We start from the raw sequence: 23,266 nt of genomic DNA, 5'->3' as shown, positions 1-23,266 counted from the left end.
TGAGGGCTGGCCCCGCCGTCCCCGGAACGAACCCGGCTCTCAGCCCGCCGTCTTGGCCTGGGCCTCCTTCGCGGACGCCTCCAGCCTGTTCCAGTACTCCTGGTACCAGGCGTCATCGCCGCCGTCCATGTTGCTGTTGCCCTCCCGCATGCCGACCCGGCCGTCGATGAGCTCGCGGACGATGTCGGCATGGCCGGCGTGCCGGTTCGTCTCGGCCGTCATGTGCAGCATGATCCGCTGGAGCGTCGCGTCGCCGTTCTCGCCCCACCACGGGACGTGCCCCATCGTGTCGAGCGGCAGCGCCTCGATCGTCGCGTCGGCGTGCGCCCAGGCGCGGTGGTAGAGGTCGACGATCTCCTCGCGCGACTCGTCGGCGGGTGCCCACATGTCCGCGTTGGGCTCGGAGTCCTCGTCGAGCCAGGGGAGGGATTCTCTGTGCGGGCGGTCGAAGACCGGGCCGAAGTACCCGAGTTCGACGCTGGCGAGGTGCTTTACGATGCCGAGGAGGTTGGTGCCGGTCGGCGTCAGGGGGCGGCGGACGTCGTACTCGGACAGTCCGTCCAGCTTCCACATGATGGCCTCGCGGGCCGCCTTGAGGTAGCGGTGCAGGTCCTCTTTGGGATCATTCGGCTTCATGGGCGGAGTCTCGCAGCACCCACCGACAGCGGTCGCCTGAATTTTCTGGCTGCTCGGGTTTCTGACTGCTCGGGCTCACCGCACGGTCTTCAGGGGCACGGCCTCCAGGGGGCCAAGCCCCCGAACTCTCACCGGTGGCCGTACCTGTGCCCGGCCCGGCCCTCCCGGCGCATCCGCACCAAGAACCGCCACCCGCCCGCGCTCCGCCAGCAGCTCCGAAACACGGAGTCCGGGGGGCCGCAGGACCAGCCTCCCTCGGCCGCGGCCTTGCGAGAACGAGGGCCGAGGGAGGCCAGGTCACTCCGGCTCAACAGCCACACCCCGGCGGCTGCGCGTCCGGATCCGGGAGCCGCTGCCGCACCGGGCGCACAGCCACCCCGGAAAGGGATCGGGGTTGGGTGCGGGGGTGTTCGGCCGCCGCATCGGCTCTGAGCTACGCAGTCCGGGCTACGTAGCCTGGGCCACGTAGCCGACGAAGCTCGTCCACGAGGTGGGCGAGAGGGCGAGCTGCGGACCCTGCTCGACTTTGGAGTCCCGGACGTGGATGGTCTCGGGTGTGTTCGCCACCTCGACGCAGTCGTCGCCGGAGCTCCCGCTGTAGCTGCTCTTGTACCAGGCCAGTTCCACTGTGGTCATGCCGCTCCTCGCATCTGCCGCAACAGGCTCAGGGAGTTTTCGAGCGAGAGAGCCTGTGAGCGCATCCTGGCATACCGCATCTGGAGCATGCTGACTACTTTCGGGTCAGAGAGGAACTGGCCGCTCTCCTGCCCCTCGCAGTAGCCGAACCATCTGTTGTCCGGGGTCTCCAACAGACGCATGGGGCCGTCGATGCCGGCGTGACTACCCCGCGCCTGCGGCATCACCTGCACCTCGATGTTCCGCAGCTCCGCCAGGGCCAGCAGATGCTCCAGCAGCTCCAGCTGAGCCGACGGGCCGCCGGTCGGGCGAGTGAGCACATGCTCCTCGATGATGAAGCTGAACGCCGTGTTCGGGCGCTCGCGCAGCAGCCGCTGCCGCTCCGCCCTGGCGACCAGCCGCGCCTCGATCTGCTCGTCCGCAAGCAGCGGGAGCCGCTCCGAGAACAACGTCCGCGCGTAGCCCTCCGTCTGCAACAGGCCGGGGACCAGCCGGCACTCGTAGGTGTAGAGGTTGACCGCCTCGGCCTCCAGCTGCGCCCACTGCCGGAACCAACTCGCCAGCCCCGGGCGGCGGGAGAGGTGCCGGGCAGCGCCGCGCAAGGTGCCGAAGGCGTCCAGGACCTCCTCGGCCCGGTCGACGAACTCCGCGGGAGGAAAACGCCGCCCCTGCTCGATCGAGGCCACCGTGGGCACCGAGTAGCGCACCAGTGGCGCGAACTGCTCCTGCGTCAGTCGGGCCCGTCTCCGGAAGGCTTTGACGACCTCCCCGAAGGACTTCAGGCTGTCGGAGACCTCCGGCTCGGCGCCCCCGGGCGCCTGGGTTCCGCAGCCACCGCCACCTCCGGTGCCGCTCCCGGTACCGCTCCCGATCCCGATCCCGGTACCGCTGCCGGTGCCGCCGTCCGTTCCGGCCGTTCCACCGGTCCCGCCCGCCACCATGCCGGCCACCACCTCCGTACGCACATATCGCTGAGGGGCCATCGTCGTGCCACACCGGCCGTACCGTCCACCCTCAGTGCCCGTACGCTGACACAGCGTACGGGCTGCGGATCTGGAGCGGCCCGCGGGCTTCCTCCCGGCTGGCGAACCCCTCAGCCGCCACGGCCACATGGGCGCCGCAGCGGGCCTCTACGCCCACCCGGATCCACCTCCAGGGCCAGCCACCGCCTCCCTGATCGGCGCCCTTGGCCAGCGCGACGACCCCGACGAGCCGCCCGCCGCACCGGATGTTCGCCGATGCTGCCATCACCGTTGTCGTCAGACGCTTTGCGAGGGGCCGCCGGACCTGGAGGAGTTACGAGCCACATCAATCACGCCTCGAAGCTCCTCCAGCTCCTCTGCATTTGGCTCGAAGGGCGCTGAGCACGTCCTCAACACCTCAATCTTCAGGCAGGCTCCCCACGCGTCCCATGTTTCCAACGACGAGGCGTACCGAGCGATAACGCCCCTCGCGTATTCTCTCGCGGACGACCTTCGCCAGGACTCCCATCGCGCCACCCGGTGCGAATCACCGATTCACTCACTCTCAAGGATGATCGAATCAACGATTCGGTGGTGCGCAGCCGCAAGCCTCGGACTACCGAAGTACGGCTCAGGAGCCTGATCGTCCTCGAACTTAAAACGCACCAGCGCCGAAGCCAGCGTTTCCAACTCCTCAAGAGCCAGCTCTATCTGCACAAACTTCATCTATCCAAACGGGATTGGGGAATGCGTCAACACGGACATGCCGTGGCACCCAGCCGCATGGCAGTCGACCTCGTCATCGAAAGCCTCGGTCGGACGGGATTACGCACATCAAGCGGCGAGAGTTTTGTACTCAGCCATCCACGAGACGACCCATCCATCGCTGACACAGCTCCACGGTTGCCTGCTCGAATAGCTCTGGAGAAGATATCTCGAAGAGGAACTGCGTCAGTAGGTCCACATCTGTGTCATCAATCTCGATGCGTTCCGACATGTGAACTGCCTCAGCCCATTCCGGCAGCTCTGCAACATCCAACTCAGCAGAGATGCACCGGATCAGGACTTGTTTCACATCCCACCGCTCAAGGCAAACACTCGCGCCATCCTCCGAGTCGACGCGTTGGGCCTCGCGAACGAGATTCGTTAGCACCCCTGCCCAGCCGATCAACCTGACCAACGGGCCAATTTTTTCCGAGGCCATAAGAAGCCGCGACTCCTCACCACAGCCGAGGGCCATCGGCTGCACGCGTTGTTCGAACCCGCCCTCCACAGCGAACTCCGCGAATGAGAACTCCTCCGCCTCCCCTGGGAAGACCTCATCCTCAAGGCAGGCATCGCCGCCATCCGCCGCGCCCTCCAGCGCACCAGCACAGGGGGCTCACCACACTGCCCACCAAGACGCAGGGCTCAGACACGGCAGCTGTAGTTCGTGAGGCGTAAGGCAACGCTGCTGGTCAGCGTGGCGGATGGGGTGCCTGCGAGCAGAGGTGCGGCCACCTGCATCGTGATCGTTTGTGAAGACGGAAAACGAAGCGGTGGCCGCGCAGGCCACGGTAGTACACGCCCTGTGGGACGAGTCCTTCGAGGGGCTGATGGGCCGGGTGGCGGGCTGCTTCCCGCGCCGGGAACCCCGGCTGACCTGCCGGAACATGGTTCAGGGACTGCTGATGGTCAAGGACTCGGCGAACTGCTGGTCGCTGGCCGAGGCGATCGGCCACGCCGGCCCGCACGTGCTGCAGCACTTCCTGTCCCGTGCCCGCTTCGACACCGAGGCGGTACGCCGGTCGGCCGCGGCCTGGGCGGTAGAGCAACTCGGCGACCGGGAAGTAATGTTGGTGGTGGACGAGACGGGCGATGAGAAGTCGTCCCTCGACGCGGTCGGCGCGGCCCGGCAATACTCCGGCGCCCTGGGCGGTATCGGACTGTGCCAGGTCGCGGTACATCTCTCCTACGTGAGCGCGCAGGGCCACGCGCTGATCGACCGCCGCCTCTACCTCGGTGAGGCATGGTCCGGCGACGACGAACGCCGTGAACTGGCCGGGGTGCCCGACGAGACGGCATTCGCCACCAAGCCGCAACTGGCCGGCGACATGCTCGCCGAGGCACACGCCGCGGGCATCCGCACCGCATGGGCAGCGGCCGACGAGGTCTACGGCGGCCGGGAGTTGCGCGCCCGGATCCGCACCCTTGGCCACGGCTACGCGATCGCCGTGCCCACCAGCCACCGCGTCACCACCCCGGGCGGGAAAGACAAGGCCACCACGCTGCTGGAGCGGGTACCCAAGCGGGCCTGGATGCGGCTGAAGACCGGCAACGGCACCAAGGGCGAACGGCTCTACGACTGGGCGATGATCGACGTGAACCCCGACGACACCCCGCCCGGACACCCCGACGGGCACAGCCAGGTCCTCATCCGGCGCCACCGACGCACCGGCTCCCTCTCCTTCTACCGAACCTGGCACCCCGACCCGCAACCAATATCGGTGCTGGTCAGCGTGGTCTGCCGCCGCTGGCGCGTCGAAGAGGACTTCCAAGGAGCCAAGGGCCTGGCCCACCTCGACACGGGCCAGGTCACCTGCTGGATCTCCTGGCACCGCTGGAGCCTGATGAGCCTGCTCGCCTACGCACTCCTGGCCGTCGGCGCCCTCCACGAGCGGCAACGCGCCACCCCCGCTGAGCCCGAGGACCACCTGGTCATGGTGCCCGTCAGCCCACGCGAACTCCTCGCCCTGCTCCGGGCCTTCGTCCTGCCCCGCCCTTGCCAGGACACCGATCCCGCACACGCGCTCCGCTGGTCACACTGGCGCCGCCGACACCAGCATCGGGCAGCCGACTGCCACCGCCGCTGGAACAACGTCACGGCAGTGGCCATCGCATGACAGGAACCTCACGAGTCACGAACTACAGCTGCCGTGTCAGACCGCCGCCATCCGCATACCTCATAACGAGGATGTAGCACCACCAACGCCCGCTGTCACCCCACCCTTTCAACGTCAGCGTCACTCCACACGAAAGCCCCGCCAGGACACGCCTGGCGGGGCTTCAGGTTTGCATGAGCGATCACATCACAGCAGTTAACTCCCACCACGGAGTGGCAGATTCGGCAGGCTATCCAAGAGAGCCCTCACCTTATCCTTGGTCGCTCCTACACGCGTCTGAAAGTCGCGGTCATCCCCGGTCTCAAGCGCTTCCATCATCAGCGTTTCAACCAGAAAGAATTCCGCTCTGGGCATCGTGATCACGACCTGCTCCCCACGATCCTCCACATTCATCAGAATCGTCCTCTCACTCTGACCTGAAGTTCCTGGTGAAGTACCTATAGCCCTCTTGAGGTGCAAAGACAGTACCACCGTCCCTCGATCCGGGGTTGCGGATCACGACTACCCCGTTCCTCCAGTAAGCAGACGCGCCATCGGATCGCACGCGACGCTCTCCGTTCAGAATTACGCCTTCAATCATGTCGGAGAATTGTTCGCGGGTTCGAATTCCGGGGAATTCCCCCTGCTCTACAACATGTTTTTGGAAGGCGTGCCCGTCCGCTCCAGCAAGCTCCTCCGCTGCGAGCCGAGCTTGAAGCCGGCGGCCATCCGCAACGTTGCACCCGCCGGAATTGTGCACGAGTACTGGCGTCTCGCCCGCGAGTACATAGTACGTGTGGAGGTCGGCGATGGTGAGGTTGTGGGCTGAGGCTTGTTGGGTCCAGTGCTGTATGTGGGTGATCTTGGCCGGGTTGCCGGGTGTGGTCTGGAGGGTGTCACCGACCTGCAGCGTGCCGACATCCACCCATCCGCCGGGTGTGGGGAGCCAGAACAGGTGGCCGTTGGCGGCTGTTATGGGGGTGGTTGCGTTGTGTTGGTCTCCATCTGTGTCTACGGTGATTTTGACGAGGTTCTTTGGTCCTTCGCCGATAATTTCCGCGGTTACGGTCTTCGATATTGTCTTGCCGGTCTTCGGGTCAGTGGCCAGAAATTTGTCGCCGACCTGGACATCGCTGATTTTTCTGCTGGTGCCGTCCGCCAGCAGTGAGCTTTTTCAGCGTTGCCGCTCGAGAGTGAGTACGGCCTTGGCGATTGACGTCATTCGATTCGGGCTGCTGCGTGACCTGCGGAAGATGCGCCAGGACTTCAGTCGTGCCATCCCGCGCTCGACAGGTGCGCGGGCCGTGGCGAGAGCGCGGTTGACGGTGCGCTGGGTCGGGGTGAGTTCGCCACCGGGTGGCCGCTTGAGTCCGACGGTCACCCAGGGGCCGGCGCCCTGGTAGGCCCGGTCGGCGAGGACCGGAACGCCCTGGCGCTCGCAGATGCGGATGATCCGGTGCGTGCGAGCTGCGGTCAGGTCGTGAGACCGCCCCGGCAGTGCGGGCGAGATCCACAGTACGTTGCCGGCCGGATCGGTGAGGACCTGCACGTTCACACCGTGGCGGCGGTGCTTGGCGGAGTAGTCGGCCCGGCCGTCGCCGGTGCGGTCGCACTCGGCAAGGGTGCCGTCGAGCAGGACGTAGTCAGGGTCGTTCTCGCGCAAAACTTTGAGCAGGCCCGGTGCCTGGTCGGCGAGCAGATCGATCGTCTTCGCGGTGTAGGCGTGGGCGGTGCCGAGCGAGATTCCGAACCCGGCGGCGATCTGGGCGAGGGGGTCGTGCTTGCGCAGGTACACCAGGGCGACCAGCGCACGCTGGTGCGGGGGCAGCTTGCAGCGGCGGTCACCCTCGCGGGTGACGATGAGCATGGTGGCCCACTCGACCAGGGCGTGAGGAAGGTCGAGTGCGGCAGGGTAGGGAACCAACGAGGCTCCTGTGCCGGCGGGTTGAGACTTCGAACACCTCCCTCAACGGCACGGGGGCTTCGTGCGTTGCGCACCCCACGACCATCACCCGACCAGTGGCCCAGCTGAAAGAGCTCACTCAACGGCCCGACGATCGCTGAGACAGGCCGCGCCAACGGCGACGAGCCGCCGCCCAGCGCCGCCCTCATCCGCTGACGTTGCCGTCAACTACTGCCGTCACCCCACGCAGAAGCCCCGCCAGGACGCACCTGGCGGGGCTTCAGGTTTGCACCTGCGCGCGGGATCTATCGCCGCCAGGCGGGCTCACGGAACCGCCGTACCTGAGAGATGCTCGTCGACCAGTCAGAGATGCGGTTTCCATCCTCGTCGACCGTCGATCGATGCTCTACATAACGCCACGGCTCCTGCGGGTTGACCTCATGAATTCAGCTGGGCTGCCGAACTGACGCCCCGACAGAAGAGGGTGCCTCTCACCTGTGATGATCTGGACTGTCGAGATCAAAACCGTCGCAGAGAAAAGGCACCCAACAGGTGCAGGCTACCGAATGGGATCACCGGCTTGCCGTGCGGGCCGACGGCAAGAACCTGATCGGGCACGCGGGGGTGGTGCTGCTGCGGAAGGTCGCCGACCGCGTCGGCCTGGCCACCGCGCTCACGGCGGCGTTGCCGAAGGGCGCCGGGCCTGGCCGGCGGGACCGGGGCACGGCGCTGGTCCAGCTGGCCTGCGCGATCGTGCTCGGCGCGACGAACATCCTTTAGGCCGAGCAAGTCCAGTACCACTGGCGGACACTGTTCCCCCAGCCGATCTCGGACAGCACCCTGCGCCGCACCCTGGAGACGATCGACGCCCCGGTCGCGGCCCGGGCGGAACCGTCCGTGCCCGCGATACGCCGCGCGGTGTGGACGCTGCTGGCCCTGCGCCCCGGCGGCTTCCCCTGGATCGAGGTGTGCGGGCGGGAGCTGGCCGGCTGGTACGTCCTTGGATCTGGACGCGACCATCGTGACCTGCACCAGCAAGAAGGAGGGCGCGGCCGGCACGTTCAAGGGCACCTTCGGGCACACGCCGCTGGGGGCGTGGGTGGCCAACACCCGCGAGTGCGTCGCCCTGCTGCTGCGGCCCGGCAACGCACCGCCCAACAACATCGCCGACCACCAGACGGTGCTGGCCGCCGCGCTGCGGCAGCTGCCGCTGTCGCTGTGGTCGAAGCTTTTGGTCCGGATCGACGGGGCGGCCTTCAGCCACGGCCTCCTGGACCATCTCCAGAGCCTGACCACCAGCCGGCGCCGGGTGCGCTGGGTGACCGGCTGGGCCATCAACACCACCGACGAGCAGGCCATCGCGCTGCTGCCGGAGAACGTGTGGACGGCCGCGCTGCGGCAGGACGGCGAGGTGCACGAGATCAAGGGCCCCGACGGCGACATGGTCTCCTACCAGGTCGCCGAGCTGACCGGCGTGCGCGACCTGGCCGGCTGGCCGGACGGGATGCGGCTGATCGTGCGCCGGGGCAAGCCCTCACGCCGGGATGCGAAGAAGCTGACCGCCTTCGAGAAGCGCACCGGCTGGCGCTACCAGATCGTCGCCACGAACATCCCCGCCCACCACGGGCTTTCCGGGGTGCCCGGCTCCGGACAGGTCTGGTTCCTCGACGCCCTCTACCGGAATCACGCCGAGGTCGAGGACCGCGTGAAAACAATCAAGAGGGTCGGCCTCGGGCTGCTGCCCTCGAAGTCCTGGCAGCGGGCCCATCAGCTTCCGGCCCTCACCTGACGGGGCCGGCACCACCCCGACGACACCGGAGAGGAGAGGACCGCATCACCCTCGGGCCCGTGGAACCCGACGCCCCGCAGCGTCACGCGACGGCCAGTCCCGACACGGCACGGGACATATCGGGCAGCCGGCCGCCCACCGCGACGACGTCAGCTTCGGAAGAATCGAGGATAACTCCACATCAAGATCGAGGAGTTATTTTTCGACAGCCCCCTGCCACCGAGCACAGCTCGGTGGGGCTCCCGTTTTCAGCTCTCCTGAAAGGCGAGAAATTCGATCAGTCCGATCGGACGAGGTCAGCAAGTTCGATTAGATACTCGTTAAACCTCAAGTCGCCATGAGCGGAAAAAAGCACCTCAAAGGCCGACTGAAGAGCCATATTCGGGGCTTCCTTCAAATCGCGCAGAGGGGCCGTTGAAACCGCATCGGAAAAGCTATAGGAGAGCTCCACCGCGCCTCCTGCCATCACAGCTGTAATTGAATCCTGAGTTTGCGAGGATTCTACAATTGACGCACCGGAAGATACGACTTCGCGGCACAGCTGAACAAGCATCAGGACAAAGTCCACGACGGGGAGGCCAGGCGTCCTCAATTGTATCTCATTGCACCCATCGCCGATCACTACGTCGGAACTGAAATAGTGAAAAGTCAGGTCATCGGCCGTTAGCGTGCGAGCTGAGAGCCCCGACAGGCCGTCGGCATCCCAGGACGGATCGTCGATGCGAGGTAGGAATGTAAACGAGATCACTCGTCTCCTAGTACATAAACTTCGGCATCGCGGTGACGAAGTTCCCCGCACCATCAACGGCTATTCTCATGCCGTTCTGGTCTGGCCCATGGAACCGACTTCCACATCGCCGAAATCGTAGTCGATGTAATATCCGCCGCGAGGGTCGGACTTAGACCTAGGAACCTGCGTCCCGTTCTTGATCGCCTCATCCACCATCCCTCGGAATCGGGTCTTGTCGATGCCATCGGCAAATACATTCTCCACCTTTCCGGCCTTATGGTAGGCCCCTCCAGGTGAATGCTGGTCCCAAGCGTGGTCAACCTGCCGAGTTCCTACAATGCAGTTTGCATTGTGGACCAGTACCGGAGTCTTACCCGCTAGCACATAGTACGTGTGGTGGCGCGGTACTCCTATCTGGGTCTTCGCAGGTCAAATACGGCGCGTTAGTCCGTGGAGGTCCACCGGGTGACTGAAGTTCGTGGTTCTTGCCGTCGCTGTTGCCGTCAGAGGTCTGGACCGGGATGGCTATTTCAGAAAGCTGTTGAGGTCGTCCACGGTCCAGTCGGCCTGACGGAGGATGGAGCGCAGGGTACCTGGTGCGAGGGAGCGGTGCAGGGGCACGATGACGGTGCGGTCGTCCTTGCGGTACTTGGCGTGGCTGCCGCGTGTGGAGATGTGGCCGAACCCTGCGCGCTCCAGGGCTTTGGCGATCTCGGTGCCGGACAGGCCCGTGGGGACGGCGGGACTCATGCGACACGGACCTCGACGGGTGCGGTGATCACGTCGGTGACCTCGGGGGCCGGGGCGTCCTCGAAGTAGAGTTCGAGGGCTTCGCGAAGGTTGGTGAGGGCCTCCTCAATGCTCTCGCCCTGGCTGGTGACCTCGGCCTGGAGGCAGCGGGCCACGTACCACTCGCCTTCGCGCGTGATCGCGGCGGTGAGATGCAGTGCATGCGACGTCATGGACAGAGTCTGACATGCCTACCCACCGTCGTCTTCCGTGTTCTGTCAGCCTCGGCCGCAAGGCCACCTTCGCCGTCTCGGCCGCCATGCTCGATCTTCTCGCCCTGAGCCCGGAGCAGGCAGCCCGCCTGGACCTGCGCGACGTGGCCCGCCTGATACACGAAGAGGGGGCACGAACGTAGAAGCCGAAGCCGTGACGGGTACGCGCCGGACATGTTGCTGGTCGCAGCGGTGCTGGTCAGTGTGTGACTGCTGGTGACAGTGGTGCGCTACGTGCGGGCCGACCAGCGCACCTGGGTCAGCATGCGGCAGGTTGTCTGGGGCCGCTGGGGCTGGTACGGCTCGCGTCAGCGGGACGCCCGTGAGCAAGGCGTCGAACTCGTCGTGATCAAGGAACTCCTCGGCCACGCCCACATCGGCGTCACCGCCACCGCTACCGCCACCGTCACGCCTACGTCCGACTCTGCTGCCAAAGCGACGCCATCGACACCCTCGGCGCTGTCCTCGACGGACACCCCCTGACGCCAGACGGCAATGGCGGTGGATACCCCCCAGCGTCCGCCGCCGTTGCCGTTAACCTCGCCTATTCAGCTACGGTGGTTGCGTCGGCCTGATCTGACGCTCTGATAGCGAAGATGCCTCTCACCTGCGATGATCTGGATTGTCTAGATCAAGAAGACCGCTAGCCTCGATCTTTCTTGACGGTCCGCCGACGGAGTCGGCGGACCGTTTCGTTTTCGGTGGCTGAGGGTGGGCAGGCCGGTGGCCCGACTGTCGCGTCGGGTGGGCGCCGGGTTCCACTGAGCATTTTCAGCGTTGCCTCTCCAGGGTGAGGACGGCGGCAGTGATGGTGCTGAGGCGGTTCGGGCTGCAGCTGGCGTGTCGGAAGATTCGCCAGGACTTGAGGCGTGCGACTCCTCGTTCGACAGGGACGCGGGCGATGGCCAGGCCCCGGTTCAGCGCCTGCTGGGTCGGCGGATGGTCACCGCCCGGCAGGGCGGCGTTTGGCGGTGGTGACGTGCTCGCCGGCGCCGATGTAAGCCATGTCGGCCAGGATCGGGACGCCTTGGCGTTCGCAGATCCTGATGATCTTGTGGGTACGGGCGGCGGTGAGGTCGTGGGTGCGGCCGGGAAGGGCCGGGGAAAGCCACAGCAGTCGGCCCATGGGATCGGTAACGACCTGCACGTTCACGCCGTGCCGCTGGTGCTTGGTGGAGTAGTCGGCCCGGCCGTCGCCGACCCGGTCGCACTCGGCCAGGGTCCCGTCTACCAGGACGTACTCCGGGCCCGATTCCCGCAGTGTCTTCAGCAGTCCAGGTGCCTTGTCCGCGAGGATCTTCACGACAACGGTGACGTAGGCGTGGGCAGTGCCGACCGAGACCCGGAATCCCGCCGCGAGTTGGGCCAGGGTGTCGTGCCTTCGCAGATACGCGAGCGTGATCAACGCGCGTGTCCGGAGGGGCGGGTTTGCAGCGGCGGTCACCCTCACGGGTGACGATCAGCATCGTCACCGCTTCAATCAGCGCGTGGGGGAGGTCGAGTGCGGCGGGATAGGGGACCAACAGGGCTCCTGGTCTGCGAAGTTGAGACGCCGAACACCTCAACCAACGGCACAGGAGCCCTGTCCGTTGCGGCCACCCCGCTGTTCACCCGAACGGTGGCCGATCTGAAAACCCTCACTGCTCCGGTAGGGGTGGTGCTCCTCGTAGGGACGTGAAGTCGCTGGTCAGCCGGGCTTCGGCAGGAGAGCGAGTCGTGCAAGTGCTGTGGTGATCTCGTCGGTCCATGGCCAGTGGCGGGCGATGTGGAGGATGCGACGCCTGCCGGTCGTGACGAGCTGGGCGGCTGGGGAGAAGGCCGGACGAAGCCGGCGGGGTTCCCAGAGCCGGGCCTGACCGTTCAGTGCAAGCATCGGCATCCAGGCCAGCAGGTCGAGTGCGATCTGGACGATCTCCAGCCAGACCCTGTTTTGCGCGGTGTCGTGCAGGGGCAGGTTCCGCAGGCCGGTCGCGCGGGCGGCCCGGACGCGGTCCTCGGCCCGTGCCCGCAGGCGGTGGCGGAGTTCGAGCTCGGCGATGGGCCGACCGGTGGTGTTGGTGGCGAAGCACGTGATCCGCATGCCGTCGGCATCCGTGATCCTCAACTGGGCTCCGGGGTACGGTCGTTCCTTCCGGACGATCAGCCGCATGCCCTTCGGCCAGCCGTCGAGCATGCCGCCGGTGAGTTCGGCGACCCAGGCCCCGTCGCGGATCTCTCCGCCGGGCTCGACGGCCGGCGTCCATGCCGCGAGCGGCACCTTGAGTACGGCCTGGTGAATTGCGTCGGTGATGGTCATGCCGACCGAGTACGAAGCCACCGTCCGCGTTTCGCGAGCCAGGCCACGAACTCGTGGGTGCCGCCCGCGGAGTCGGTGCGGATCAGCGTCCGGCGCCCGCGCCGATAGGACTTGGGCAGCTGGGCCAGGGCCAGTTGGGTGGTCGTGATGTGATCGGCGGCGGTGTTGCTGCCGGCGTTTCCGGGCCTGAGCAGACCGGCCACCGGTTCGCCGGACCCGCCCGTCCCATGGTCGACGAAGCCCATCAGCGGATGGTGGCCGAAGGTCTTCTTCCAGGTCGCAGCCGTGTCTTCCTTGTCGGAATGCGCGATCACCAGGACGCCGTCCAGGTCCACGGTCACAGAACCGGTCGCATCCGGCGCCGACGTGCCAGCCAACTTCCATACATGTTGACGCACTTGGGACCGGGCGCTGCGGATCGCGTTCAGGGCGCGTTGGCCGCCCGCTGCGAGCGTGTCGATCAGCCGGGAAACTGTCGGGTCCGAAGCCACCGGCCCGAACACGGCTGGCTTGGCCCGCAGCATGCCGATGTCGGCCAGGCAGTCCCCGCCCAGCGCCACTGCCAGCGCGACGTCCAGAAGGATCTTGCCGGGATCGTGCACCGCCCGCGGCTTGCGCCAGGGTGCCAGAGCCGCAGATATCGCAGTATCCAGGCCCGTCTTGCGGACTGTTTCCACCAGCAGCACGGTCCCGGCCTGCGAGACCACTCCACGACCGCTGCCCTCAACGCGGACACGCGGGTACGACCCGATACGCTTCTTCACCTGAGAAGTGCTTCTTTCCACGGCACGATCTGGACCATCGACAAGTCCTATCGTTCCAGGTCAGGAGCACTTCTCGCGTTTGCGATCAAGTCTCGGACAGGCCACCTCGTGAAAGCTCGAGGCTAGGAAGAGGCACCCGAAGGGTGAAGGCTACCGGCTGGGATCACCGGCTTGCCGTGCGGGCCGACGGTAAGAACCTGATAGGCCATGCGGGTGTGGTGCTGCTGCGGAAGGTCGCCGACCGTGTCGGCCTGACCACCGCGCTGAGCGTGGCGTTGCCGAAGGGCACTGGGCCGGGCCGGCGGGACCGGGGCATGGCGCTGGTCCCGCCGGCCTGCGCGATCGTGCTCGGCGCGACGAATGTCCTTTAGGCCGAGCAACTACGTCCTGGACCTGGACGCGACCATCGTCACCTGCACCAGCCGGAAGGAAGACGTGGCGGGCACCTTCAAGGGCAGCTTCGGCCACATGCCGCTGGGGGCGTGGGTGGCCAACACCCGTGAGTGCGTCGCCATGCTGCTACGGCCCGGCAAGGCGCCGCCCAACGATGTCGACGACCGCAAGAGCGTCCTGGCCACCGCGCTGCGACAACTCCCGCTGCCGCTGTGGCCGAAACTGCTGGTCCGGATCGACGGCGCGGCCTTCAGCCACGGCCTCCTCGACCGCCTCCAGAGCCTGACCACCAGTCGGCGCCGGGTGCGCTGGGTGACCGGTTGGGCGATCAACGAGACGGACGAGCAGGCCATCGCCCTGCTGCCCGAAACAGTGTGGACGGTCGCGCTGCGGCAGGACGGCCAGGTCCACGAGATCAAGGGCCCCGACGGCGACATGGTCTCCTTCCAGGTCGCCGAGCTGACCGGTCTGCGCGACCTGACCGGCTGGCCGACCGGGATTCGGCTGGTCTCCCCCAGCCTTCGGCCGGGAGGTGCCCCCACGTCGGGCAAGCCCTCACGCCGGGATCTGAAGAAGCGGACCGCCTTCGAGAAACTCACCGGCTGGCGTTACCAGATCGTCGCCACGAACATCCCCGCCTGCCAGGGGCTCTCCGGGGTCCCGGGCTCCGGGCTGGTGTCGTTCGTCGACGCCCTTCTACCGTGATCATGCCAGGGCCGAGGACCGAGTCAAAGCGATCAAGCGCGTCGGCCTCGGGTTGCTGCCCTCGAAGTCCTGGCAGCTGAACGCCGCCTGGGTACTGGCCGCCACGATCGCCGCCGACCTCGCGGCCGTGGGCGTCGGCGTGCACCACCGTATGGCAGCGAGCCACCCAGCTCCCAGCTCTCACCTGACATCCGGCCACCAGCCCGACACGGACCAGGAAGGAGTAGACCAGCAGGACTCCGGCCCCGTGGAAGCCGGTGCACCCGCAGCGTCACGCGAAGGCTTCCCGCACTGACCCGCAGGACAAACAGGGCAAGCCGTCGAACCAGCCAGGCCGGCCAGGTCACAGACGAATCGAGGCTGGGCCGACGCATTCACCACCGCATGGCGGCGGCTCGGCGACCTGCCGACCGTCACCTGAGGACCGGCCCCCGACCCGACGACGCCGAGAGGAGAGGAAACCGCACCACCCGGGAGACGTGGAACCCCGGCGCCCCCCGGCAGCGACACGCGACGGCCTGTCATCGCACGGCAAAGGAGACAGTACGGGCGAACGCCGAACCGATCAGCGACCACACCCCGCTGAAGAATCGAGGTCCAACTCCCGAACCTCCCGAGGATTTCGGTCAGATCGCCCTGACCGTCACCGAGGTCCGCCGCCTGTTCCCGCTGTTCACCGCCATGCTGCGGGACCTGCCCACCGCCCTCGCGGCAGGCCACATGGCCTTCCACCTGCAATGGCCCACCTGGCGACGTCGCCACCAGGCCCGCGCCCGCTGGCACCACTACAAGCGACGCCTCGCCGGGCTCGCCCGAACCTGTACCCCCGACAGCCCGTGAGGTCACAAAGTGCGACTGGAGTACCAGAACCGAAAATCCACCCCGGAACCAATCACACCACGACATCAGCGATCACGCGGTGGATCGAGGATCAGGGAACGGTTTGCCGCACCAAGATACACGGGCCTTCCGATACGACATCCCCGTCCAACTCGATACTGAACACGCGATCAGGAAAATCGGATCTTAGTTTGGCTGTCCAGGCTTCAATCAAGAGCTGCGCAAGACACAATTCCGCGTCTTCCATATTCGCTGAATTATCGGGCCAATTAGCAAACAGGTATCGAACTTCGTAAGTGTTGAAGCTGTCGACGAATTGACTCCACTCCATTTCGCCGGATTCACTCCATGCGGCAACTCGACGATCGATCTCCTCCGCGTCCCCCACATTGAGCGCTAGGAATACAGTCCCGTTCGCCAGTCTTGTCTCGGGCCAGAAAAGACGCCCCAGGGAAAGGGCAACGTAGAGGTCCGCAGCTTCGGAAAACTGGGCATTCGCACACCCCCTCAGTGCATTGTCTACCACTTCATAAATTCTCATTTTTAGTACCCCAAAGGAAGGTGTACACCGGTGGCGCTTTCTCCATAACCGCCACCCTTTGGATAATACAAAGGCGGATTCACTCCGCTATGCGGCTTACCAGTCCCCCGGAACCTTGAACCAAGTCGCCATCCAGACGGCGAGCGCGGCTCCTCGATCCAGGTCCGGTAGCGGGATATTTGCCCCCTCTCGTCTCGCTCAAATAGCGTGTGGCTCCCCTCAGCTTTTTCGTCGGGCTGAAGATGCTCCACTCGCTTCTTTTTTGGACTAGACGATGAAACCGAATGTCCGCCAGTTGGACAACTGTTGTTGTGAACGAGGACCGGGGTCTCGCCCGCCAGCACATAGTACGTGTGGTGGCGCGGTACTCCTATCTGCGTCTTCGCAGGTCAAATACCGCGCGTTAGTCCGTGGAGGTCCACCGGGGTGACTGAAGTTCGCCGATGCTGCCATCACCGTTGCCGCTGCGTCAATTACTGTCGTCAGACCACGCAAAAGCCCCGCCAGGTGTCACCTGGCGGGGCTTCAGATCTGCTATTGGGATCTCCTGAGAACCCTCACGAGATCGGAGCTGCTCGCGCGGTGAAATCCCGGGCCAGAGAGACCGACCAAATATCGCCCCGCCGCAAGATGTCTCCAGAGTCAGTCTCCAGGACGTGCACGATTGCCCTCGACTCCATCACCGAAAATCTGGAGTGAAGATGACGACCACGGTCACTGATCTGTGCGACTTGGAGACCTTCGGCAGTAGCGTTTACCTGGAGGTCACTGAACCGAACCCTCGACTCTATTTCCCCGTATTCCTCAATTAGGGAACTCGGCACAACATCGGGAATGTCTTTGGCCAGCCTGTGAACTTGCAAGCTCGCCTCGAAGCACTGCCAAATCTCGCCCTTCTTGAAGAATGAGAGCTCCACTAGCCCGTAGTCACGACGCATTCGACCCTTGCGTACGTCGTCTATGTACCCGGAGCCAAGCTTCGCTTCCCAGTCTTCAGGTCGCGCGTCCAGCCCGAGCCCTTGGATGGCCCCAGTCTCAAGGACCTCGACCAAGAATCGAAAGGCACTCATCCGAGTTTTCTCCAAATTCTTGATAAGGAAATGCATCTATGCGGCACGATTGGATTGCATCACGAATTCACCTACGTTCATACTGGTGCGAGCAGATGTAGCCTTTGCGATGATGTCAGCCCTCAGGGCAGGATTCGAGTGAATCTCGTCCAGAACTTTTTGAACTTCCTTCGGGCTCGCCGTTCCGCTTCTCAGTCGAATTGCTTCGGCCCCAATTCCACCCTTGTCGCTCGGGAAGATTCGAACTTCACTCTTCCCGATGTGGATGTGGGCACCCTTCGTCGTCCAGCCCTGATAGGCGACTGAAGCATGGATACAGTTGCCATTGTGCATCAGGACCGGCGTCTTACCTGCCAGCACATAGAACGTGTGGGTGTCGTTGATGGTGAGGCCGTGGGTACGTTGCTTTTGGGTGAACTCGCGTGTTTTGTGCACGATCAGGGTAGTTCCGTTGACTGTGCGGATGGTCATGCCGGGGTTGAGTCGGCTTGCCTCAACCCATGTGCTCTTCGAGTCTGATCAGAAGGGGGGTGTGCTGGCGATCACGATCGTGTTACGAGCTCTAATATAAGAGGGTGTCTCACGTGGTGATTTTTGCCAGCTTCTTGTAGCAGGTCAGGGCTGCGGCGAGGCCGAGGAAGGCGAGGAAGTGATTGCCCTTGCGTTCGTATCGGACGGTGAGCCGGCGGTAGCCGAACAGCCAGGCGATCGACCACTCGATCTTCCAGCGGTGGCGGCCGAGCCGCTCGCCGGACTCGATTCCCGGACGCGCGATCCGTGGGATCAGGTTGCGGCCGCGGAGCCAGGCCAGGTGGTCGGCGGAGAAGTACGCCTTGTCAGCCCGGATCTTGACCGGTCGCCGCCGGCGCGGTCCACGCCGGGAGCGGATGTCCGGTATCGCGAGGATCAGCGGCTTGAACGCCTGGCTGTCGTGCAGGTTCGCCCCCGACACCGCGACAGCCAGCGGGATGCCCTGAGCATCGGACAGGGCGTGCAGTTTGCTGCCCTTCTTGCCGCGATCGACCGGGTTCGGCCCAGTCAGCGATCCCCCCTTTTCGCACGGACGTACGCTGCGTCGATGATCGCCGAGGTCCAGTCGATCTCGCCCCTGGCCCCGAGTTCATCCAGGACCGCGCGGTGCAGCCGACGCCACAGGCCCGCCTTGGTCCACGCCGTGAACCGGCGATGCGCCGTCGCGGGAGAGGTGCCGAACGTCGGTGGCAGATGCCGCCAGGCGCAACCACTGACCAGGACGTACACCACAGCTGTGAACACCGCCCGCACGTCACACGGAGCGGTCCCGCCACCCTGCGGGCGAGCAGCAAACGACGGCAGCAACGGGGCGACCAGTTCCCAGAGTTCGTCAGGAACCAGCCGCTGCGACAGATCAGCACCCACGACCGCTCATGATGCCGCACAGGCCATGCACCACGTGAGACACCCTCTAAGTGCCAGTCAATAATTTGCGAGTGCGCTCTGTTCGTGCATTTGCGAGTCCTATCCATGCGCAAGGTTGCGGCGATTACGATGACTTCTGCAACGCACGCATTCGCTCTGCGGCGAGATGCCTAACCCTTTTCGTCCGTCCCGATTGGCTCAACTGCCTCAAAACTCTCGGAGATGTCGATTCCTCCGAAGCTCGACGCTGCAGCCAGTCAGACCATTCTGAGATTTGATCGCGTGCGGGAGAATATTCCCTCCCTAGGTCACCACTCACGGCTTCCAGGATCTGAATTTCACGCATTCGCAGATTGGCCAGCGCATGCTTTCCTTCTCTCGATATCTTTTCGACCCAGGAATTTCTTTCGGGCTCCGGAACTCGTTCCAGCATCTGCAGGACCACTGACGTGGCGATCGACGGATCAGGCTCTGCCTCGACGGCCTCCAACAGTCGACTCCACTCGAGCGGTGAGCCCATTACCCGCCGATAAAGTTCCCAGCGCACATGCCCACTAGACAGGTCGACGTTTTCGACACCTACACGACGAGCGATGTCCAGAATGACGGATCTCCAGTCGGAGGAATTAGCGGCATCCACTACCGCCAGCCAATCTATATGCGGTCATACTCTTCCTGATCCCCTTGCGAACGCCGGTGAGGACGGTGGTGACGGCAACGGTGGTGGTGGCGGCACCGAGTTCCTCTACGACGCCGACGGCAACCGTCTGATCACCCGGACCGCTGAGAAGTCCACCCTGCACCTCGGCGACCACACCGAAGTCGTCCTGAACCAGGGCTCGACCACACCGGAAGCCACCCGCTACGTCCCCTTCGGCAACGGACACCAGGGAGTCCTGTCCGACGACGGCGTCTGGTCCATCACCCTCGCCGACCACCACGGCACCGGACAACTCGCCATCGACGCCGCGACGTTGAAACTCACCCAACGCCGCACCCTCCCCTTCGGCGACCCCCGCGGCACACCGGCCGAATCCTGGCCCAGCACCAAGGGCTTCGTCGGCGGCACCGACGACACCGCCACCACCGGCCTCACCCACCTCGGAGCCCGCCACTACGACCCCACCACCGGCCGCTTCATCTCCGTCGACCCGATCATGGACCTCGCCGACCCCCAACAAACCCACGGCTACACCTACGCCAACAACAACCCCCTCACCTGGTCCGACCCAGTGGTTTGTGCATGGCGGACGCGTGTGGCATTGGATACCCCATCGGTGGTACTGGAAGTAACGGCAGTCGCAAAGAATACGTTACAAAAGCCCCGAATTCACGACCCGCCGGGCCTCCGATGGATCTCAGGGGCGGCATCATCGGCAAGACTGCAACGGTATATTTCAACCACGTAAAGCTGCCGAATAATTGGAGCAAGAAAACCGAGTTCCTGGATAGGCTCACAAATTTCTATGAGGGAACAGGCAGCACGAACGTCTTCGGTAATCGCGTCTACCCCGACTATCTGACCGAGGCCGGAAACCCTGATGCTGAGCGCCAGTGGCGGCTCTGGATGTGGAGGGTTTGCGGTGAAATGAAAGAGTGCCCCGAAGGGGTTGCAGTCAGTCTTGCTCAGGTCATGGCGGACGGCGCAGCCAGTGGAATGGTCAGCCCTGGAGGCGGTTCGCTACGCGGAACCACAAAAAGCCGACCAAAGGCCGGATGTAAATGCTTCCTTGCCGGGACAGACGTCCTAATGGCGGATGGAAATACTCAACACATTGAAGACATCGAAATCGGTGATCAAGTCCAAGCTGCTGACCCTGAAACCGGGGAAAGTGGTGCGCACGAAGTCACCGCCCTCATCATCACCGACCACGACAAACACTTCAACACTCTGAGCATCGCCACCGAAGACGGTGTTGAAGAACTCACGGCCACACATGAACATCCCTTCTGGTCCCCCTCGGCGCACGACTGGGTCGAGGCCCGAAACCTTGCCCCAGGCGCAACTCTGCTCACAGACAGCGGCGACACCGTCATCGTCACCGCAAACCACCCCCACACAGAGAAAGCCAAGACATACAACCTCACCATCGCCGACCTCCACACGTACTATGTGCTGGCGGGACAGACCCCGGTGCTCGTTCACAATGCAAACTGCGTTGATGCGATGCTCGATGATGCCTCTGAGGCGTACGTGCGGGGTAAGCACATGCCCGGAGGGCGTCAGGTCACTTCTGACAAGAGCGTCTTCAATTCGGGTGTGCACCTGGACGACCTGGTGGATAACGCAAATCGATGCAGGTCTCATGGCCCGAATGCGCACGGGAACTTTGAGCGCGACGTCAATGCGGGTACTGTGATCGGTCGACTATCGGACGATGCTGGTGGGCTGCCCACGACGTGGTATCGAGTCGTTCAAGACAAGTACGGCGGCGTGATCACGATGCACCCTATTCCGAAGCCGGTAGTGCCTAGATGATTGTTCGTGGGGTCGGCTTGATCTTTGCAAGCCGACCCCACGAAATAGAGTGGGAGTTTTAATGGGCCTTGCGGTCTACATCGAAGATCAGAATCATCAGCGGGTGCACGCAGGCAGGGAGGCTGGAGCTTACCTCGAAGCGATCTTGCCGCACGTTGATGCTGATGCCCTTCTGGCGGGAGTTCATCTTCATGGCGACACAATGTTCAACTCTCCTCAGTTGATGCGGATAATGGGTGAAATTGACCTCTTGATTGAGCAAAATTCCGACGCAAAAAACGATGCGATGGAATTCAAGTCAATTCTAGACGGGGTGGTCAGGCGCAGAGGTTATCTGTGGATCTCCGGTGATTGACTTGATCAACCCGATCCCTGCGAGCTATCCCGTTCGCTATTAATAGGTGCTCATCCGTCTCCTTCCGGCCAGAGGCAAGGCTCTGGGGGTAACAGCGGCTAATACAATGGTCGGGTGGCCCGAGGGTGAGACTCCCTCGGGCCACCCGACCGGTGTTCATGCATTCCTCTGTATGAATTCCTGGCGAGGGGTCCCAAACCCACCGAAAAAGCTCCGATCATACCCAGACACCTGCTTGTCCAGTTAGCAGTCCAAGCGTAGATCGTGATCCGGCTGAGGCGATACCGGGAAGTCGAGGCCCGAAACCTTGCCCCAGGCGCGACTCTGCTCACAGACTGCGGTGACACCGTCATCGTCACCGCAAACCACCCCCACACAGAGAAAGCCGCGACGTACAACCTCACCATCGCCGACCTCCACACGTACTATGTGCTGGCGGGGGCTACGCCGGTACTCGTGCACAATTCAGGTGGCACCTGTCCGCTCTACCGAAGCGACACCCGCGGCCCGGACGAGATATTCGAGTCGGGATTTGAGCCGAGAGGTGACAATATGGACCTCCTGGAGCATGCATCCGGATACTCAAGGGACTCTGGATATATTTCCACTACCACTTCTGAGTCTGTGGCGATCAAGCGTGGCGGAAACGTCTACGAGATTCGCGGTGTTGATGGGGTGGATGTAAACAAGGAATTTCCTGGAAACCCATTTGCGCATGAAAGGGAGACTGCAATTCCAGGGCGGGTCGACACAAGTTGCATCGTTGCTTGCAGGCTTCGAGACGGAACTAGGGTTTCGAACCCCAACTATGGCGGGGGATGATTGTGGAAGAGCTGGCTCGGACTGCAACCAGGGCAAGCGGGGAGGTGGTGAACGTGTTGCTCCAGGTTTCTACACCGCCTTCGACTCTTCGGATGAGATTGCCCGATGAAGAATTTGAGCGCATCTACGAAGAGGTTGATTTGCTGGAATGTCTCAAATCGGCCCGCCGCGATCTCGAAGACATGGGCCTGCTTCTGTGTTGCCAGGGTGCGAGATTGAATGTTTTCCCGTCAGGGATGACTAGGCAGATGACGGAAGGTCGATTGGCCTACTCGTTGCAAGCCGGAAAGGCTCTCTCTGATGACGACCTCGTGGATATCTTCGCTCCAGCGGACTGCTCTGAGGTCGGAACGCTAGAAGACCAGCTAGCGGCGATGCGAAAACTGTTTCGCATGAAATGAAGTTGATTCACCTTGGGTGAATCTGATGGCCCCACCAGATAATTCTGGTGGGGCCATCAGGGCGATTTGACGGCAGCGCTGACGGCAACGTCAGCGGACAGCTGCTGTGGTGGGCGGATCGTCTGGGTCGTCGTCGGCCGGGCCGAGGGCGTGGCCAAGGGTGTCGATGGCTTGACGCTGGAGGCGGAGTCGGAAGTGGGCGTAGACGCCGGCTGTCACGCCGATGTGGGCATGCCCCAGAAGTTCCTTGATGACGACGAGGTCGACGCCCTGTTCCAGCAGGAGGGTCGCGGTCGAGTGCCGGAGGTCGTGGAAGCGGATCGTCCGGAGCCCTGCGCTGTGAAGGAGGCGGCGGAAGCGGCGGGTGAGGTTGGTGGGGTCGAGCGGCGGCCTGCCCTTCGGGGTGGTGAAGACGAGCCCGTTGCCCATCCAGCCCGTTCCGGCCGCCTGACGCTCTTCCTGCTGCCTTTCCTGGTGGATCTTGAGGGAACTGAGGCATTCGGTAGGGAGAGCGATGCGCCGCTCGGAGGCCAGGGTCTTGGTGTTCAGGACGGTCAGACCCTGGCTGCGGGTCCGCTGGAGGGAGCGGTGGATGGTGGCAGTGCCGCCGTCGAGGTCAAGGAGCCCTTTCCAACCTGAGTGCGGAGCTTGGCCGTTGGGCTGACAACGTGGTGAAGCCCCTGG

General features: G+C 64.0%; 27 protein-coding genes and 6 pseudogenes. 12 read left to right on the top strand and 21 right to left on the bottom strand.

All coding sequences use genetic code 11. The features are described from left to right. Positions 1-39 precede the first annotated feature (39 nt). The 6 genes from BGP73_RS13760 to BGP73_RS13740 form a co-directional block, all read right to left on the bottom strand. Positions 40-636 (bottom strand): DinB family protein, encoded by a 597-nt coding sequence (locus BGP73_RS13760; protein ID WP_069814621.1) that lies wholly within the window; start codon positions 634-636, stop codon positions 40-42. A 447-nt stretch (positions 637-1,083) separates the two neighbouring features. Next, complete coding sequence (locus BGP73_RS13755) at positions 1,084-1,272, bottom strand: DUF397 domain-containing protein (RefSeq protein WP_069814620.1); 189 nt, start codon at positions 1,270-1,272, stop codon at positions 1,084-1,086. Continuing rightward, positions 1,269-2,255 (bottom strand): helix-turn-helix domain-containing protein, encoded by a 987-nt coding sequence (locus tag BGP73_RS13750; RefSeq protein ID WP_244501189.1) that lies wholly within the window; start codon positions 2,253-2,255, stop codon positions 1,269-1,271. The genes BGP73_RS13755 and BGP73_RS13750 overlap by 4 nt, the downstream gene beginning before the upstream one ends. A 31-nt stretch (positions 2,256-2,286) precedes the next feature. Next, positions 2,287-2,520, bottom strand: a complete 234-nt coding sequence (locus tag BGP73_RS13745) for a hypothetical protein (RefSeq protein ID WP_069814619.1) — start codon at positions 2,518-2,520, stop codon at positions 2,287-2,289. Between the two features lie 269 nt (positions 2,521-2,789). Further along, positions 2,790-2,960 carry a hypothetical protein gene (locus BGP73_RS23135; RefSeq protein ID WP_170837833.1) on the bottom strand — a complete coding sequence of 57 codons (171 nt, stop codon included), beginning with the start codon at positions 2,958-2,960 and terminating at the stop codon, positions 2,790-2,792. 130 nt (positions 2,961-3,090) lie between these two features. Continuing rightward, positions 3,091-3,507: a hypothetical protein gene (locus BGP73_RS13740; protein WP_069814618.1), complete on the bottom strand. Its 417-nt coding sequence runs from the start codon at positions 3,505-3,507 to the stop codon at positions 3,091-3,093. A 244-nt stretch (positions 3,508-3,751) separates the two neighbouring features. On the opposite strand from BGP73_RS13740, the gene BGP73_RS13735 reads away from it, so the two are divergent. Further along, positions 3,752-5,116 carry an IS701 family transposase gene (locus tag BGP73_RS13735; protein WP_079127505.1) on the top strand — a complete coding sequence of 455 codons (1,365 nt, stop codon included), beginning with the start codon at positions 3,752-3,754 and terminating at the stop codon, positions 5,114-5,116. A 406-nt stretch (positions 5,117-5,522) separates the two neighbouring features. On the opposite strand, the gene BGP73_RS22100 is transcribed toward BGP73_RS13735, so the two are convergent. The 3 genes from BGP73_RS22100 to BGP73_RS23130 all read right to left on the bottom strand — a co-directional run bounded on the left by BGP73_RS22100 (position 5,523) and on the right by BGP73_RS23130 (position 7,444). Further along, positions 5,523-6,203 (bottom strand): polymorphic toxin-type HINT domain-containing protein, encoded by a 681-nt coding sequence (locus tag BGP73_RS22100; protein ID WP_244501204.1) that lies wholly within the window; start codon positions 6,201-6,203, stop codon positions 5,523-5,525. Positions 6,204-6,269: 66 nt separating this feature from the next. Continuing rightward, on the bottom strand, positions 6,270-7,019 hold the full coding sequence (locus tag BGP73_RS13720) for an IS5/IS1182 family transposase (RefSeq protein WP_069814614.1): 750 nt from the start codon (positions 7,017-7,019) through the stop codon (positions 6,270-6,272). Positions 7,020-7,303: 284 nt separating this feature from the next. After that, positions 7,304-7,444 carry a hypothetical protein gene (locus tag BGP73_RS23130; protein ID WP_244501203.1) on the bottom strand — a complete coding sequence of 47 codons (141 nt, stop codon included), beginning with the start codon at positions 7,442-7,444 and terminating at the stop codon, positions 7,304-7,306. Between the two features lie 106 nt (positions 7,445-7,550). Here BGP73_RS23130 and BGP73_RS13715 point away from each other — a divergent pair, with 106 nt between their 5' ends. Together BGP73_RS13715 and BGP73_RS13710 are read left to right on the top strand one after the other, a co-directional pair. Next, positions 7,551-7,778, top strand: coding sequence for a hypothetical protein (locus BGP73_RS13715; RefSeq protein WP_139134565.1), 228 nt, complete (start codon positions 7,551-7,553; stop codon positions 7,776-7,778). A 220-nt stretch (positions 7,779-7,998) separates the two neighbouring features. Next, positions 7,999-8,787 carry a transposase gene (locus tag BGP73_RS13710; RefSeq protein WP_069814612.1) on the top strand — a complete coding sequence of 263 codons (789 nt, stop codon included), beginning with the start codon at positions 7,999-8,001 and terminating at the stop codon, positions 8,785-8,787. A 277-nt stretch (positions 8,788-9,064) separates the two neighbouring features. Here the strand turns inward: BGP73_RS13710 and BGP73_RS22895 are convergent, their stop codons facing one another. The 4 genes from BGP73_RS22895 to BGP73_RS13700 all read right to left on the bottom strand — a co-directional run bounded on the left by BGP73_RS22895 (position 9,065) and on the right by BGP73_RS13700 (position 10,479). Next, positions 9,065-9,535 (bottom strand): hypothetical protein, encoded by a 471-nt coding sequence (locus BGP73_RS22895; RefSeq protein ID WP_139134564.1) that lies wholly within the window; start codon positions 9,533-9,535, stop codon positions 9,065-9,067. A 66-nt stretch (positions 9,536-9,601) separates the two neighbouring features. Further along, positions 9,602-9,781 (bottom strand): hypothetical protein, encoded by a 180-nt coding sequence (locus BGP73_RS23125; RefSeq protein ID WP_170837832.1) that lies wholly within the window; start codon positions 9,779-9,781, stop codon positions 9,602-9,604. 261 nt (positions 9,782-10,042) lie between these two features. Then, complete coding sequence (locus BGP73_RS13705; protein WP_069814611.1) at positions 10,043-10,267, bottom strand: type II toxin-antitoxin system HicA family toxin; 225 nt, start codon at positions 10,265-10,267, stop codon at positions 10,043-10,045. Continuing rightward, entirely contained in the window at positions 10,264-10,479 is a 216-nt protein-coding gene (locus tag BGP73_RS13700; RefSeq protein ID WP_069814610.1) for a type II toxin-antitoxin system HicB family antitoxin, read from the bottom strand. The genes BGP73_RS13705 and BGP73_RS13700 overlap by 4 nt, the downstream gene beginning before the upstream one ends. Before the next feature lie 14 nt (positions 10,480-10,493). Here BGP73_RS13700 and BGP73_RS23120 point away from each other — a divergent pair, with 14 nt between their 5' ends. Together BGP73_RS23120 and BGP73_RS23965 are read left to right on the top strand one after the other, a co-directional pair. Then, entirely contained in the window at positions 10,494-10,661 is a 168-nt protein-coding gene (locus tag BGP73_RS23120) for a hypothetical protein (protein ID WP_170837831.1), read from the top strand. A 73-nt stretch (positions 10,662-10,734) separates the two neighbouring features. Continuing rightward, positions 10,735-11,001: a hypothetical protein gene (locus tag BGP73_RS23965; RefSeq protein ID WP_374701142.1), complete on the top strand. Its 267-nt coding sequence runs from the start codon at positions 10,735-10,737 to the stop codon at positions 10,999-11,001. 288 nt (positions 11,002-11,289) lie between these two features. Here BGP73_RS23965 and BGP73_RS13690 read toward each other — a convergent pair. Together BGP73_RS13690 and BGP73_RS13685 are read right to left on the bottom strand one after the other, a co-directional pair. Then, a pseudogene (locus tag BGP73_RS13690) lies at positions 11,290-12,041 on the bottom strand (transposase family protein). Positions 12,042-12,205: 164 nt separating this feature from the next. Continuing rightward, positions 12,206-13,578: pseudogene (locus tag BGP73_RS13685) on the bottom strand (IS1380 family transposase). A 143-nt stretch (positions 13,579-13,721) separates the two neighbouring features. On the opposite strand from BGP73_RS13685, the gene BGP73_RS23570 reads away from it, so the two are divergent. Beyond that, on the top strand, positions 13,722-13,949 hold the full coding sequence (locus BGP73_RS23570) for a hypothetical protein (RefSeq protein ID WP_069814608.1): 228 nt from the start codon (positions 13,722-13,724) through the stop codon (positions 13,947-13,949). After that, on the top strand, positions 13,939-14,676 hold the full coding sequence (locus tag BGP73_RS23565) for a transposase (protein ID WP_244501188.1): 738 nt from the start codon (positions 13,939-13,941) through the stop codon (positions 14,674-14,676). Before BGP73_RS23570 ends, BGP73_RS23565 begins: the two co-directional genes overlap by 11 nt. Positions 14,677-15,607: 931 nt before the next feature. Here the strand turns inward: BGP73_RS23565 and BGP73_RS22890 are convergent. The 5 genes from BGP73_RS22890 to BGP73_RS22660 all read right to left on the bottom strand — a co-directional run bounded on the left by BGP73_RS22890 (position 15,608) and on the right by BGP73_RS22660 (position 18,525). Next, positions 15,608-16,042, bottom strand: a complete 435-nt coding sequence (locus BGP73_RS22890; RefSeq protein ID WP_139134563.1) for a hypothetical protein — start codon at positions 16,040-16,042, stop codon at positions 15,608-15,610. A gap of 17 nt (positions 16,043-16,059) precedes the next feature. Further along, positions 16,060-16,308, bottom strand: coding sequence for a polymorphic toxin type 24 domain-containing protein (locus BGP73_RS23960; RefSeq protein WP_170837830.1), 249 nt, complete (start codon positions 16,306-16,308; stop codon positions 16,060-16,062). A gap of 306 nt (positions 16,309-16,614) precedes the next feature. Beyond that, positions 16,615-17,127 carry a hypothetical protein gene (locus BGP73_RS13665; protein ID WP_069814605.1) on the bottom strand — a complete coding sequence of 171 codons (513 nt, stop codon included), beginning with the start codon at positions 17,125-17,127 and terminating at the stop codon, positions 16,615-16,617. A gap of 36 nt (positions 17,128-17,163) precedes the next feature. Further along, positions 17,164-17,598 carry a hypothetical protein gene (locus BGP73_RS22885; protein WP_139134561.1) on the bottom strand — a complete coding sequence of 145 codons (435 nt, stop codon included), beginning with the start codon at positions 17,596-17,598 and terminating at the stop codon, positions 17,164-17,166. A gap of 109 nt (positions 17,599-17,707) precedes the next feature. Then, positions 17,708-18,525 (bottom strand): IS5 family transposase gene (locus tag BGP73_RS22660; RefSeq protein ID WP_107474039.1). Its coding sequence is split into 2 segments (ribosomal slippage): positions 17,708-18,183 and positions 18,183-18,525, totalling 819 coding nucleotides; the frame shifts between segments, so codons are not numbered across the junction. A 734-nt stretch (positions 18,526-19,259) separates the two neighbouring features. Between BGP73_RS22660 and BGP73_RS24025 the strand changes: the two are divergent. From BGP73_RS24025 to BGP73_RS22875, 5 genes and pseudogenes are all read left to right on the top strand, one after another. Then, positions 19,260-19,757 (top strand): annotated as a pseudogene (locus BGP73_RS24025) (RHS repeat-associated core domain-containing protein); the annotation flags it as partial. Positions 19,758-20,233: 476 nt separating this feature from the next. Next, positions 20,234-20,683, top strand: a pseudogene (locus BGP73_RS24020) (polymorphic toxin-type HINT domain-containing protein); the annotation flags it as partial. A 382-nt stretch (positions 20,684-21,065) separates the two neighbouring features. Then, positions 21,066-21,359, top strand: a complete 294-nt coding sequence (locus tag BGP73_RS22880; RefSeq protein ID WP_139134560.1) for a hypothetical protein — start codon at positions 21,066-21,068, stop codon at positions 21,357-21,359. A 291-nt stretch (positions 21,360-21,650) separates the two neighbouring features. Further along, a pseudogene (locus tag BGP73_RS23315) lies at positions 21,651-22,181 on the top strand (scabin-related ADP-ribosyltransferase); the annotation flags it as partial. After that, positions 22,178-22,582 carry a hypothetical protein gene (locus BGP73_RS22875; protein ID WP_139134559.1) on the top strand — a complete coding sequence of 135 codons (405 nt, stop codon included), beginning with the start codon at positions 22,178-22,180 and terminating at the stop codon, positions 22,580-22,582. The pseudogene BGP73_RS23315 and the gene BGP73_RS22875, both read left to right, overlap by 4 nt. A 90-nt stretch (positions 22,583-22,672) precedes the next feature. Here the strand turns inward: BGP73_RS22875 and BGP73_RS13640 are convergent. Further along, a pseudogene (locus tag BGP73_RS13640) lies at positions 22,673-23,203 on the bottom strand (site-specific integrase); the annotation flags it as partial. Between the last annotated feature and the right edge of the window lie 63 nt (positions 23,204-23,266).

The organism is Streptomyces sp. TP-A0874, from assembly GCF_001748085.1.
In the GTDB taxonomy this organism is placed as follows: domain Bacteria; phylum Actinomycetota; class Actinomycetes; order Streptomycetales; family Streptomycetaceae; genus Streptomyces.
This window is presented reverse-complemented; position numbering and strand designations above follow the sequence as displayed.

Bases quoted from the DNA above. Each gene is read 5' to 3' on its own strand.
- BGP73_RS13745 (WP_069814619.1), bottom strand. From the start codon at position 2,520: ATGGCAGCATCGGCGAACATCCGGTGCGGCGGGCGGCTCGTCGGGGTC.
- BGP73_RS13750 (WP_244501189.1), bottom strand. From the start codon at position 2,255: ATGGCCCCTCAGCGATATGTGCGTACGGAGGTGGTGGCCGGCATGGTG.
- BGP73_RS22880 (WP_139134560.1), top strand. From the start codon at position 21,066: ATGGGCCTTGCGGTCTACATCGAAGATCAGAATCATCAGCGGGTGCAC.
- BGP73_RS22885 (WP_139134561.1), bottom strand. From the start codon at position 17,598: ATGACCATCCGCACAGTCAACGGAACTACCCTGATCGTGCACAAAACA.
- BGP73_RS13665 (WP_069814605.1), bottom strand. From the start codon at position 17,127: ATGAGTGCCTTTCGATTCTTGGTCGAGGTCCTTGAGACTGGGGCCATC.
- BGP73_RS23120 (WP_170837831.1), top strand. From the start codon at position 10,494: ATGCCTACCCACCGTCGTCTTCCGTGTTCTGTCAGCCTCGGCCGCAAG.
- BGP73_RS22875 (WP_139134559.1), top strand. From the start codon at position 22,178: ATGATTGTGGAAGAGCTGGCTCGGACTGCAACCAGGGCAAGCGGGGAG.
- BGP73_RS13760 (WP_069814621.1), bottom strand. From the start codon at position 636: ATGAAGCCGAATGATCCCAAAGAGGACCTGCACCGCTACCTCAAGGCG.
- BGP73_RS13755 (WP_069814620.1), bottom strand. From the start codon at position 1,272: ATGACCACAGTGGAACTGGCCTGGTACAAGAGCAGCTACAGCGGGAGC.
- BGP73_RS13700 (WP_069814610.1), bottom strand. From the start codon at position 10,479: ATGACGTCGCATGCACTGCATCTCACCGCCGCGATCACGCGCGAAGGC.
- BGP73_RS23565 (WP_244501188.1), top strand. From the start codon at position 13,939: ATGTCCTTTAGGCCGAGCAACTACGTCCTGGACCTGGACGCGACCATC.
- BGP73_RS23135 (WP_170837833.1), bottom strand. From the start codon at position 2,960: ATGAAGTTTGTGCAGATAGAGCTGGCTCTTGAGGAGTTGGAAACGCTG.
- BGP73_RS13705 (WP_069814611.1), bottom strand. From the start codon at position 10,267: ATGAGTCCCGCCGTCCCCACGGGCCTGTCCGGCACCGAGATCGCCAAA.